Annotated in this window: 13 protein-coding genes and 1 riboswitch; of the genes, 8 read left to right on the top strand and 5 right to left on the bottom strand. The window is 43.1% G+C overall.

Features of this window, described 5'->3' with window-relative positions; genetic code table 11:
- Positions 1-154 precede the first annotated feature (154 nt).
- A complete protein-coding gene (locus JKG64_RS01250; RefSeq protein WP_210352526.1) occupies positions 155-928 on the bottom strand; it encodes a DUF3050 domain-containing protein in 774 nt (257 codons plus the stop codon).
- Between the two features lie 128 nt (positions 929-1,056).
- On the opposite strand from JKG64_RS01250, the gene JKG64_RS01245 reads away from it, so the two are divergent.
- The 3 genes from JKG64_RS01245 to JKG64_RS01235 all read left to right on the top strand — a co-directional run bounded on the left by JKG64_RS01245 (position 1,057) and on the right by JKG64_RS01235 (position 5,454).
- Positions 1,057-2,415 (top strand): WG repeat-containing protein, encoded by a 1,359-nt coding sequence (locus JKG64_RS01245; protein ID WP_210352525.1) that lies wholly within the window; start codon positions 1,057-1,059, stop codon positions 2,413-2,415.
- Between the two features lie 203 nt (positions 2,416-2,618).
- The gene (locus JKG64_RS01240) at positions 2,619-4,832 is read left to right on the top strand and encodes a tetratricopeptide repeat-containing sensor histidine kinase (protein WP_210352524.1); all 2,214 of its coding nucleotides are present in this window, start codon (positions 2,619-2,621) and stop codon (positions 4,830-4,832) included.
- Complete coding sequence (locus tag JKG64_RS01235) at positions 4,825-5,454, top strand: response regulator transcription factor (protein ID WP_210352523.1); 630 nt, start codon at positions 4,825-4,827, stop codon at positions 5,452-5,454. The genes JKG64_RS01240 and JKG64_RS01235 overlap by 8 nt, the downstream gene beginning before the upstream one ends.
- A gap of 8 nt (positions 5,455-5,462) precedes the next feature.
- On the opposite strand, the gene JKG64_RS01230 is transcribed toward JKG64_RS01235, so the two are convergent.
- Entirely contained in the window at positions 5,463-6,710 is a 1,248-nt protein-coding gene (locus JKG64_RS01230; RefSeq protein WP_210352522.1) for a tetratricopeptide repeat protein, read from the bottom strand.
- A gap of 288 nt (positions 6,711-6,998) precedes the next feature.
- Here JKG64_RS01230 and JKG64_RS01225 point away from each other — a divergent pair, with 288 nt between their 5' ends.
- Positions 6,999-7,205 (top strand): hypothetical protein, encoded by a 207-nt coding sequence (locus JKG64_RS01225; protein ID WP_210352521.1) that lies wholly within the window; start codon positions 6,999-7,001, stop codon positions 7,203-7,205.
- Positions 7,206-7,208: 3 nt separating this feature from the next.
- Here JKG64_RS01225 and JKG64_RS01220 read toward each other — a convergent pair whose 3' ends face one another.
- Entirely contained in the window at positions 7,209-7,772 is a 564-nt protein-coding gene (locus JKG64_RS01220) for a hypothetical protein (protein ID WP_210352520.1), read from the bottom strand.
- 17 nt (positions 7,773-7,789) lie between these two features.
- Entirely contained in the window at positions 7,790-8,284 is a 495-nt protein-coding gene (locus JKG64_RS01215) for a lipocalin-like domain-containing protein (protein WP_210352519.1), read from the bottom strand.
- A gap of 135 nt (positions 8,285-8,419) precedes the next feature.
- Positions 8,420-8,514, top strand: a riboswitch (TPP riboswitch).
- Between the two features lie 81 nt (positions 8,515-8,595).
- Here JKG64_RS01215 and thiM point away from each other — a divergent pair.
- From thiM to JKG64_RS01195, 4 genes are read left to right on the top strand one after another with little or no spacing between them, the layout of a single operon-like run.
- Positions 8,596-9,405: a hydroxyethylthiazole kinase gene (gene thiM / locus JKG64_RS01210; RefSeq protein WP_210352518.1), complete on the top strand. Its 810-nt coding sequence runs from the start codon at positions 8,596-8,598 to the stop codon at positions 9,403-9,405.
- Entirely contained in the window at positions 9,389-10,024 is a 636-nt protein-coding gene (gene thiE / locus JKG64_RS01205; RefSeq protein WP_210352517.1) for a thiamine phosphate synthase, read from the top strand. Before thiM ends, thiE begins: the two co-directional genes overlap by 17 nt.
- 8 nt (positions 10,025-10,032) lie before the next feature.
- Entirely contained in the window at positions 10,033-10,866 is an 834-nt protein-coding gene (thiD, locus tag JKG64_RS01200) for a bifunctional hydroxymethylpyrimidine kinase/phosphomethylpyrimidine kinase (RefSeq protein WP_210352516.1), read from the top strand.
- Complete coding sequence (locus JKG64_RS01195; RefSeq protein ID WP_210352515.1) at positions 10,853-11,509, top strand: TenA family protein; 657 nt, start codon at positions 10,853-10,855, stop codon at positions 11,507-11,509. Before thiD ends, JKG64_RS01195 begins: the two co-directional genes overlap by 14 nt.
- Before the next feature lie 172 nt (positions 11,510-11,681).
- On the opposite strand, the gene JKG64_RS01190 is transcribed toward JKG64_RS01195, so the two are convergent.
- Positions 11,682-12,860, bottom strand: a complete 1,179-nt coding sequence (locus tag JKG64_RS01190) for a thiolase family protein (RefSeq protein WP_210352514.1) — start codon at positions 12,858-12,860, stop codon at positions 11,682-11,684.
- Positions 12,861-12,964 lie beyond the last annotated feature (104 nt).

The raw sequence follows: 12,964 nt of genomic DNA, 5'->3' as shown, positions 1-12,964 counted from the left end.
AAATGTCAACATCATGTCATGATAAAAAAAACAGCACAAAACATTTTGTTAGTGTACATATTACACCTATATTTGTACTATCATAATTTAGGTTTATAATTGGTTACAAAAGGTTTTCATTCTCCCCGTTTGAAAACCTTTTTTCATTACTGTATTATGCCTTATCAATTGCATCGTATATCGCGTCCCATAAGGCGATTCTTTTCCTCAACGCCTCTTTTGACACCGCTTTTATTGCATCCCACCTAGAGTCGTCTGTACCACCAAGTTCCAATATCATCTGCATAGCCAATGGCCCGTGTTCATCCCCATCCAACTCAATATGACGCTCAAAATAATATATAAACTTCTGCAAATCCGTATCCGGAAACTGGAGCTGTATTTCTTTTAATATTGCATTGAACATTCCCGGTATCAAGTCTTCACGACCAAAGGTGAATGCCGCAGCGACCTCATGATCACCTCCATTAAAAATAACATCAAAAGTGTATAATAGGAACTCCTTGATACGTACATCTATATCCATTTTACGAATAGCATCTTCCACCTTCACACCGTCCTTGATTATAGAAACAAACTGCTCAATAGCACCCGTATCTGCCCCCATAGACCGCATTGCATCCAGATACATTTCATAGTGACTCAACCTGCTACCATCGATATACTCATCCGATTCTTCCGCCAGCACGATCTCATTAATAAGATATCTCGTATTTGGATAATCCGACGCAATCCACGGCACCCGTACACAGGTCAAGCGACGTTGCAGACTCTTCAACAGTGACATAAAATCCCAAACAGCATAGACGTGCGTCTCTGTAAACAATCGCAAATCTGCTATACCTTTAATTTTGGAATACAAAGGATGGGTCAAAAGCTGCTCCCTTTCCTCATGAATGTAGGCATTAATCTCTTCAATCTTATTCATACTACAAAAGTAAGTATTCATTATTGTATACATTCAACAAAAAATACCGATAAATAAAAATTACCTGTTATCGGGGATAGAAAAAAGACGAAACTATTAGCATATTTGCCTCGTAATTTAACAGAAAGATGAAAAAATTCACATTAACCCTTTTTATGGTACTTCTACTATGTACAAGTATCTGGGCACAATCCCAAAAATCATTTCGGATTGATTATCGCGTCATAACTGATGCAAGTTCCACTACAGAAAACAACGAATCGCTTATCAAAGCATGGGTCAATAAAAGTCACTTCAGAGTTGACAATGCAATGATGGGAAGTATCATATATGTTGGAAACAAAGATGAAAATTCAGCTTTCGCATTGCTACCTGATTCTGAAGAGTATGTAATTATCGCAGACGGCTTACAAGACGATGAGGAAGAGTACATTTTACCAGTAGAACTGGTTGCAGGTAAACAGAAAAAAATTGCCGGCTACAACTGCAAACTAGCTACCGTCAAAGTTGACTATGGCACAGGAGAAGACGAAAATACCACTATCGAAATCTGGTATACCGAAGACATCCCTAACCTTTACTGGGGCGAATTTTCCTTCTTCAAGCAACTCAAAGGAGCCGTTCTATCATTGAAACTGGGTGACTACGCTTTCACAGCCACCAAAGTTGTATCCGAAAATGTAGACAACAGCCTATTCGAAATACCGGACAATTATACAGAAATGGAGGACGAAGGCATGAATGGTATGAATGAGCAGCTTACCGAAGACCGCTTCGTGTACGCTGATGAAGACGGTGTATTATACGGGATGAGAGACGGAGAAGGTAATGCAATCACACAACCATTGTACACCTATATAAGTGCATTTACGGAGGATAATGTGTCCGTCGTTATCGACGACAAGGAGAAATATGGCGCCATAGACAAAGATGGCAAACTATTGGTTCCGTGCAAATATGACTACCTCAGCTATGATGAGGGCACACAGCAATACCTATTCGGCCAAACCGAAAAATACGGTTTACTCCACAAGGATGGAAAAATCTATGTTCCAGCAAAGTATGACATGATCTCATTCTTCAATCAAGGATATGCAACAATCACTCTAAATGACAAAAGTGGTTTGATCGATCAAAATCAGAAAATAGTAGTTCCGGCCCAATATGATGTCATCTTTGAATACAACAAACACAATTTCACTACCATAGAAGATGAAAAATATGTTTTAAACAGTATAGCGCAGAAGAAAAAAGTAGTAGGTGGTTTTGACTTTCTTTCACTATCGTTGGATTGTAATATCATCTTAGCACAAAAAGATGGTAAATATGGCTATATTGATGAAAATGGAAAAACAGTCATTCCTTTTAAATTTACATTCGCAAATACCTTTTCTGACGACATGGCTGCCGTAGCAGAAGATGAAGAAACAGAAGACATATATTACATCAATACGAAAGGTCAACGTATCGATGTAGCACAAAACTAAATAAACAGCACTCTTCCGCTAGGTAATTAGCGGAAGAGTCTATTTCTACGCCGCGGTTATCCACACCCTACCACTACAGCGGTGCTGTTTTATTTCCAATAGAAAACTTATATTCGTTTACTGATTTGAAGAAGTCAATGCTATTTGGCATGAAAGAAAAAGTGATAAGACATATCCTCCATTACGTTATATGCATTTTTAGCATGACATTCCTCTTCTTATGTCCGCACAGCAGTCACGCCCAAGATTTATTACAACAACTAAAAACAGATTATGATAAGACAAAAGTAGCCAGCATACCACGTTTCCAATTAACAGGAAAATATGCCCAGGCACTCTTGTTTAACAACCAACAGGACAAAGCAATCGCTATTCTGGAAGAAAATATTAAACAGGCCTCGAAGCTCCCTGAAGGAAAATACGCGGCCTATCTCTACACCGTCCTCGCTATTAATAATCGTATTTTAGAACGCATCACCACCTCGGAAACAAATATTGAAAAGGCCAGACTTTTTGCGACAAAAACTAACGATTCAGAGGCAAAAGGTTATGTAAAATATGGTGAAGGCTGGCTCGCCACAAGAAACAATAAAGAAGCGGAGGCCGTACGTAACTTCTTACAGGCTACACAATTTTTTGACAAAGCCCCTCCTTCCGCATCTTTAGATTCTAGAAAATCTTCCGTTTATAAGGAGCTGACCTCTATATACGCCAATTGGAATGAGTATGAACTACAGGAAAAGTACGGAACCTTGACACTTCAGCTTGCCCTTAAGCAAAAAGATCTTTCGGCTATCTTTGAAGCCTATATGTCCATGGGATATATGCACGAGCAACAGTTTACCCAAAATCCGCACCAAGAAAAACACCGGGATCTGGCCGAGAAATATTATCTCAAAGCAATAGATCTATACGACAAAAACAAACAGTCTTTCGCTACTGTATCCAATCTATCTTTTGTCGCCAACAACCTCGCCAATCTCTATCTACATTTCTATCCCAACACATACAAGGAGAGGGTCCGATATTACGCACAACTAGCACAATCACAAGGGCAGGCTTCGGAGCAACGAAACCATATTGCTTCGTCTTATGGTATACAGGCCGAACTCGCTAAACAAGACGGTGATTTTCATAAAGCCAGAGCCTTTCTCCTATCCTCGTTAGAAGAGATTGGTAATGATCCTCTTGCTGATCAACACATCTTGCTGAGTATATATGAAAATCTGAGTGACATTTGTGAGCGGGACAAAGACTATAAAGAATCCCTACGTTACTACAAGCTCTACCTAGAAACTTTCCAAAGCATCTATAACAAAGAAAAGCTTGGCCTGAGCAGACGTCTTGAGGCCCAGTATGAGAAAGAAAAACAAATGCAGGAGCTCCAAAATCTTCAATTAGAGACCCAGAAGAAGGAGCAGAAACTACAATTAATGCAAGTCCTTGACCTACAGCAGCGACAAGAACTAGAAAATCTAAAGCTACGCGACGAGAATAACCTCAAACGTTTAGAGCTTTCCCGTATGGAGGGGGACCAACAGCGGCAGGCCCTCCGTCTCTCCAAGTTAGAAAGTGAGACAAGAGCCAATGAAGCACAAAACTATCGCAAGGAACTCTCCTATCGCGAAAACATAAACCGTTTTTACACGGTCCTCATGATTGCTTCCTTTTTGTTACTACTTGTATTGCTGTATGCATACAGGCAACGCACCCGTCATATGAAGCAACGCGAAAAACTGCATAATCTTGAGCTAGAGAAGGAAAAGCAAAGATCCAACATCTCCACTTTAACAGCTATGCTCGACGGACAGGAACAAGAGCGCGGACGCCTGGCCCGAGATTTACACGATGGTCTAGGTGGTCTCCTTTCTGGCACAAAACTGCATCTATCCCATATTACTGAGCAGTCCGACCCTACCGTAAAAAACCAACTTTCCAAATCAATCGACCAACTTGATATAGCTGTGGATGAGTTACGACGGGTGGCCCACAATCTAATGCCAGACCTGCTACAGAACTATGGCCTAGAAGAAGCTTTAGCAGATTATGCTTCCCGCATGTCCAATGACAACATCGAAATCGATGTACAATTCCTACACTATACCTTCCCCATGACCAAGGAACAGGAACTGATTACCTATAGAATCATCCAGGAATTGGTCAACAATGCGATCAAGCACGCCTCTCCACATCAAATTATTATACAGCTAGTGGAAGAGGAAGAACGCTACAGCATTACCGTAGAAGACGACGGCAGAGGGTTTGAAATAGATAAATTAAAAAACAACAATAGTGCAGGCTTGCACAACATCAACTCTAGAATACGCTTTTTAAATGGCAATTTGCATATTCAATCAAGCGTAGAACTGGGTACCAGTATCGAGTTTTATTTTCCTAAAAAGACTACACATGATTAAAATCGCAATCACCGATGATCACCCCTTATTACTAGAGGGTTTAAAAAACATTTTATCCCAAGATACAGACCTACAGATTATGGGCTGTTACGAAAGCGCTACAGCCCTAAAAGACGGTTTACAGCACCACCCCATAGACGTACTTTTACTCGATATTAATCTTTCGGACAGCAATGGAATAGACCTCATCAAGCCACTCCGTAGCCAATATCCTACAATGCAGATCATTATACTGAGCGTGCACAACGAGTATGCTGTTATCAATACAGCCTTTCAGGAAGGCGCCCTCGGCTATATCCAAAAAAATGCCGGAGTAGAAGAGATTTTAACAGGGATCAAGACTGTGCTCTATGGCAATCGTTTTACCTGTTCACAGACCAAGACAATAATCGACAAGAAAGCGAAAGATGGACTCAGCAGCGTTCCAAAACTCACCCGCAGAGAGAAAGAAATATTAGTTGAAGCCGCTATGGGACTTACTACTGCTCAAATTGCTGAAAAGTTATTTATCAGCCCACACACGGTAGAGAGTCACCGCAAAAACCTCATCGAAAAATTCAAGACCTCCAACTTAAGCTCAGCCATAAAACTAGCCATCGAGTATGGCTTAGTTCGTGCTTAACAGAATAACTAATCTACTTTGGGGATCGACGAAAAGCTTGTTTTCAACGCGGATCGTCGATCGATACCCAATATCTCGTAGATCGCTTTCAAGTGGTATTTTACGGTATTCTCTGAAATAAACAAAATCACCCCAATTTCTTTATTGGTCTTACCCTGATTGACTAAATCGATAATCTCCTGTTGTCGGGATGTAAACGAAAAATCTTTAAGCTCAAGTTTAGCCTTTTCCAGTGTTTCACTTTCTGATGCTATTTGCTGCAATGTGGTGCGCATACGTTCGTTATCTTCTTCCACCAGAATACGCTTCTGCCTATTAACCCTATACAGAAGGTATAATACCAATAGCAACAGCAGTAAAACAAACGTAAAGCTTATCAGATAGTACTTAAAATAACGTTCACTCTTTATTTCTAAATCCTTATGTTCTTTTAGGAGACTATTTTCGATCAAGTTCAATTTACCGACCTGGTTATTCGCATTATAATTAGTCCGCGCTACACTGACCCGTTTTTGTGAATACAAGGCATTCTCATAATCCTTGATATGTTCATAATACCGGGTTATGGTTTCATCCATAATTATCTTATAGATTGCCATATCGTATTGATTTGCATAGGACATTCCATCCTCGTAAGCTTTCAACGCGGCGTCGTGATTACCCATCTCCTGAAACAGCCTAACTTTAATACGGTATATGCTGGGGAGATTTTTCGGATTATCAGCCTTTTGGATTTCGATAGCACGATTCAGCTCTTTATCCGCAGCGGCATAATCCTTATTCCGCATGGCGAGGACACCGAGTGTACAAATAAAAAAAGACTGTGTTTCAGCAGGGAGCAGACTCAACTTATTTTTGTCTATCGATTTAAAGATCGCTTCAAACTCTTTGTGCTCCTGCAGGTCAAAATAAACAAATAGACGCTCGATCTGCACTCTAAAAGCAACCTCCTCCCTCAGACTATCAGGTACAGGTTCCGCAACAGCCAGATCTAGATTTCTTAATGCCCCCGTATAGTTATAGAGTCTTTTATAGGTCAATGCTTTTTGTAAGTAGGCATTATACCGTGCATAAGCAGTAGCTCCCTTATCATTCAGGATATGCTCTAGCTTTAAGATCACTTTTTCAAATTCCTGCTTATCATTCAAATCACCAATTTCTTTTGCAAAAACAACAGGATCAAAGTCTTTGGAATAGACCGTTCCCATATAGATCATTCCAAGAAAAACTGCAAAAAAATAAGTATATAGCTTCATTACAAGATAAATATTGTCATGATGTCAATCTAATGGATGACAAACAAGCAAAAAGTTAATCGTTTGGGCCTCAAAGGTAGGCCTTTTGTATTAAAATACAATATTAACTTATGATAAAACTGCTTAACACCCTAGACCACAAAGGGACAATTGCTGGACAAATAGTCTAGACTACCCGAGCACTACCCGTCTTCTACCCGTCTTCTACTCGTCTTCTACTCGTCTTCTACTCGTCCTCTTAAATAGATATTTATGATATTTGCCGCACAGCACCAAAACAATTGTAGTATGGCAAAAAAAATAAAAGCCCTTCTCAAAATAACCATTTATGGAGAAACAGCTTCTGAACAGAAAAGAGTATATGTAATTGACAGTAAATCCCTTAAAATCGATCTGAACAACCTTTGTCCTATAGGAGAACAGGTCAATCACAAGATGATACAGAACTATGGGGCTAAGCCTAGCAACTTATCCCCAATCATCGTCCCAGAGTAAAACTTATTTCCATAACAACTGTGCTTTAAAAACACAGGTTTTGTCCAATAGATTATAGGACTCATCATAAGTCGGAGTATAAAAGAACAAATACACCGGTTGTTTCATATTTCGGACATCTACCGTTTTTTCCGTATCCATATAATAGAAGCTATTGACCGTCCGGGTAGCCTTCCACAATTTATCATTTCCTTTAGCCCCTACATCAAAGCGATGATCTTTTGTTGAAGTAAAATACCAATAGCTTGGCGCTTCATTGTTGACAAACACCTCCTTATCGGCATTAAACAAAGACTCAGCCATCCCCGTCTCCTCAAACCACATCACCTCCAGGTCGGCTTCACCCAATGCAGACTTATAAATATACTCGTCTGTCGTCACCCCTACCAAAAAGCCCTCTACTCCGGCAGACTTGATCTCCAAGGAAAATGTCTTTGGAGAGAGCATATACACGTCATCCTTAGATAACACCATTGCTCCATCCTGCACGATCTTAACCTCCAACTTTTGCGCTTTCACAAGCCCTAATGTACACATCAGGGCCAAACAAAAAAACAGTCTCTTCATATCTATTTTACCTTACGTTATAATTTCAAAACCACCCGGCAGTCCGCACAGTTTACAGGTTTTGATTGTTTGCGATACACATCAAAATGTACCGTATTCAACATTTTATCTAGCATTTCATCCCCCGTTGCTGTGCTTTCCTCTTTGACAGCCTCCATTCTTAGGTTCCCCTTCTCCTCCATCTGCAAGAGATAGTATCCAAAATATCCCCGCGACTCGAGCACCAGTGTATCCCTTTCCAACTTCCACTGATACGTCTCCACCTCCGCTACATAACAGGTATCCAGATTTCCCTCATAGTAAGTATAGTCCACCGTATTATCCGATCTAAACACAAAATTCCGAGACAGACGGCAAGCATCAAAATCCTTAATCACCTCCGTTCCCTCCTCGACAAAGCCCGACCGCTCCAATTTCCATACACCGATCAACCTAGCGGCATCTATTTCCTGTGCGCTCACCTTAGTACAACACGCAACCAGCAGCAATAAAACTATTCTCCAGTACATCATATAGCTACAAAAATAACAATTTCCGTTAGCTTCCTCCCTCCCTGCTTCCAGTGATTTCTGATATCATCCCGCCAGCGAACTGACTCCAATATGACAGAGATAAGTACTGACTCCTCCTAAAAAAGGCTATCTTTACTTTGGCTTTAGGGGTGTCCATTGTTATGGACTGAGATAGACCCTTTGAACCTGACACGGTTGGTACCGTCGTAGGGAAAAGCAAGAACCTATCCAAAAGGCACAATATATTATATTGCTGCCAATGATTCCTTAAAGCCTTTAAAAACATATATCTTTTTAAATCAGGCTTACACATGGCACATTCTATCATTAAACAACTAGAGGAACTAAGAGAGCTCAATCCTCTGGTACACAACATCACCAATCTGGTAGTGATGAACAACACCGCCAATGCCTTACTGGCATTGGGCGCATCTCCGGTCATGGCACACAGTCCTGCCGAGGTCAAAAACGTAGTGGAAATATCCAAGTCTTTAGTGATCAATATAGGCACACTTAGCGCATCGTGGATCGAATCCATGTATCAAGCTGCATCCCATGCCACAACCATAGGATGCCCTTGGGTCCTCGACCCCGTCGGTGCTGGTATCTCCGCACTCCGTAATGATGCACTCCAACGGCTCTTGAACCTACGACCGACCGTCATCCGGGGCAATGCTTCCGAAATACTGGCTCTAGCCGGCTTCAGCCAGGCTACCACAAAAGGCGTAGACAGTACTGCCCACAGTTCCACCGCCCTCCAAGCCGCTATTAAGCTTCAGAACAGCTACAATGCCATCATATGTGTCTCTGGAGAGATTGATTATATCGTCTCTGCCAACGAAATCATCGAAGTCCACAATGGCCATATCATGATGACAAAAGTTACAGGACTGGGATGTACCTCCTCGGCGCTCATCGGAGCCTTTTTGGGTCTCCGCAACAACACCGTCGAGGAAACTATTGCTGGAGTCGCTGTACTAAGCCTGACGGGCGAGCTGGCCGCACGAACCGCTAAAGGTCCCGGAAGCTTACAAATGCATTTGTTAGACGCCCTTTACAACCTGGATACCCCCACCTTACAACGCGAACTTAGTATACAGCGCTATGTCCGAAGAGATTAACTTTCCGTACCCCCTGTATCTGGTCCTCTCCGAACAGGACTGCATACACCTACCTTGGCTTCAGGTTGCTGAGGAGGCCATCCTTGGTGGTGTTGATATTATACAACTACGCGAAAAAAATGCAGATTATCGGGAGTTTATTAAAAAAGCAAAGGCGCTAAAGGAAATAACAGATCGATACCAAGTACCCCTGGTTATCAACGATGCTGTTGATATAGCCGCTGCCGTGGATGCTTGGGGCATACATGTCGGACAGCAAGATACCCCTCCCAGTGAGATTGTAGCCCGATACGGAACCAAATTTCGCATTGGATGGTCTATAGAATCCCTCTCACAGTTGGATTCTCCCGAGATCAAGTATGTACATCATCTAGGGGTGAGCCCCGTGTTCCGTACAGATACAAAAAAAGACACGATTACCGAATGGGGTATCTCCGGCATCAGGCAGCTGAAGACTCTGACACCATTACCACTGATCGCCATTGGCCATATCAACGAATCCAACATTGCCCAGGCACACCAGGCCGGAGCCTCCAGTATGGCCGTCGTATCCGCTATATGCCACAGTGACAATCCCAGAGAGGCCGCATTCGCCTTAAAGCAAAAAATCAAAAACTAGCTATTGTAATGGAAACAAAGAAATACACCGTAGCCTCCGTACTCTCCATTGCCGGCTTTGACGGCAGTGGTGGTGCAGGCATACAGGCAGATACCAAAACCATCTCCGCATTAGGCTGCTACGCCATGAATGTACTCACAGCCCTACCCGTACAGAATACGCAGGGCGTCAAAAGCATCTACGAGATACCTACCCAAGCGATAAAAGATCAACTCGAGACCATATTTGAAGATATATATCCTACTGCTATCAAAATCGGTATGGTACACAGCACCGCTCTGGTAGAACTTATCGCAGATTTTCTAAAAGACTACAGAGGACCGATTATCTTTGACCCGGTAATGGTATCCACCAGTGGACACCGCCTGATCCAAGCAGACACCATACAGGCCTGTATTGATCGGTTATTTCCACTAGCCACATTGATCACGCCCAATCTGGACGAAGTTGCTGTCCTGATCAACGAACCTGTAGACAGCCTGGCAAAGATGCGTACGGCCGGAGCAAAGCTCCTTCAGATGGGCTGTCAGGCTGTGCTTGTCAAAGGAGGACATCTTCCGGGCAATGACCTTTCCTCCATACTCCTCCGTGCAGATCAGGACATCCAATTTGACACCACAAAAATAGAAACACGCAATACCCATGGTTCGGGCTGCACCCTGTCTTCGGCCATAGCGAGCTATCTAGCACTTGGCGAGGACCTTCCGACCGCCGTCAGCAATGCGCTTGACTATGTCAACAAAGCCATACAGGGCAGCCAGCACCTCGCTATAGGTCACGGCAGCGGACCCCTCAATCATTTTCATAACCCTCAGAAACTCATAACATATGACATGGACTAATCAAGCTTGGCAAACCATACAGCCCTTATATCAGGAAATATTGGACATGCCTTTTATACACGAGCTCAAAAACGGCACACTACCATTAGCTAAGTTTCAGTTTTACATGCAACAGGATGCCCGCTATCTCGAGCACTATGGCCGTGTACTTGCTTACATGGGCAGCAAATGCACGGACAACGATCAGGCATTGGATTTTTTCGATTTCGGCAAGAATGCACTGATAGTGGAGCGAGCGCTCCACGAAAGCTATTTTACACAATTTGGCATTCCTAAAGATAGCGTAACAGCAGATCTCGAACCCGTATGCCACCATTATGTACATTTTCTAAAAAGCACCGCAGCCTTTGATCCTCTAGAGGTCGCATTGGCAGCGGTACTGCCCTGCTTTGTCATTTACAAAGAAGTCGGTGATTATATCATCAGCACACAGACCCGTGCAGACAATCCCTACAAAAACTGGATCAATACCTACAGTGGACCTGAATTTGGTATAGGTGTACAAAAAGCATTAGGTTATGTCAATGCTGCTGCCGAGCGTACTACAGACGCTATTCGTAAGCAAATGTTGGACGCCTACGTAACTGCCTCCCGGATGGAATTTAAGTTTTGGGACGCAGCCTACAACAAGACAACTTGGTAACGATTAAGAAGCAGAACAAAGCAAGGAGCTGTCTAAAAAGCAACAAATCGTCGTCATTGCGAACCAGAGGAACGATGGTGTGGCAATCTAACTTACTTAAAACACAGATTGCTTCGTCATACTTCCTCGCAAAGACAAGAAATTCAAGCTTTTTAGACAGCCTCTTGGTTAATTATACGCGCTTCAGAATCATGGCCGAAGCTCCACCACCACCATTACAGATCGCAGCTATACCATAGGTCCCCTGCTCCTGCTCCAGCACGCTGCTCAGCGTCACGAGAATACGAGCACCCGAGCACCCCAGCGGATGTCCTAAAGATACCGCTCCGCCGTATATATTTACCTTGTTGAGATCAATACCCAATAGCTGCGCATTAGCTAAAGCTACAACCGAAAAAGCCTCGTTGAGCTCGAAGAAATCAATATCAGCAATTGTCAATCCAGCCTTTTTCAGCACCTTCTCCGTTGCTACACTCGGCGTAGTCGTAAACCACTCCGGTGCCTGTTCTGCATCCGCACAGGCAATCACCTCCACCAGTGGCTTCAGTCCCAAAGCCTGCATCTTCTCTTCACTCATCAAAAGCAACACCGCAGCACCGTCACTGATTGTCGATGCATTTGCTGCTGTAACCGTCCCGTCCTTTTTAAAAGCAGGTCTCAGCGAAGGAATCTTATCATAATTCACCTGGCCAAACTCCTCGTCCTGTCCTACCGTCACATCCCCCTTACGTCCTTGTATCGTCACCGGGACAACTTCCTTTTTAAACTTACCCGCTTCCCAAGCCTCCTTACTGCGCTGGTATGAAGAAATAGCATAGGCATCCTGCGCCTCCCGTGTTATCGAATATTTATCCGCACACAACTCTGCAAACACCCCCATCGCATCCTGACTGTACGCATCAGAGAGACCGTCTTTCTGAAGTCCATCCACCAGTGTCTGATCGCCAAACTTGGCTCCCCACCTTGTTGATGTCGCATAGTATGGCGCCTGACTCATACTCTCCATCCCTCCGGCCAGTACCGTATCGGCATCTCCCAATCGAATGGCCTGTACCGCCAATGCTACTGCTTTCATGCCACTCGCGCAGACCTTATTAATGGTCGTTGCTGGCACATGATCAGGCAGTCCACCTTTTTTCGCAACCTGCCTTGCCGGAGCCTGACCTAGATTCGCCTGTATAACGTTTCCCATCAACAATTCATCCACCTCATTGGCGTCCACCTGAATATCTTTTAAAATGTGTTCGACGACTTTAGCACCCAGATCTGTGGCCAACAGACCGGACAATCCACCCCCAAAACCACCTATGGCAGTTCGCTGTGCGGCAACGATAAATACTCTTCTTGACATAACGTAAAACCCTATATATGATTATTTAAAAGTTTATAATTGGGATTGCCCCAACACTCACAGTGTGCAAACGAAGCGCTCCATTGTGATAAGCAACAAATTTA

This window comes from Sphingobacterium tabacisoli (assembly GCF_017908035.1).
Classification (GTDB): domain Bacteria; phylum Bacteroidota; class Bacteroidia; order Sphingobacteriales; family Sphingobacteriaceae; genus Sphingobacterium; species Sphingobacterium tabacisoli.
The sequence above is the reverse complement of the archived record's forward strand: the minus strand, read 5'-3'. Positions and strand labels throughout refer to the sequence as shown.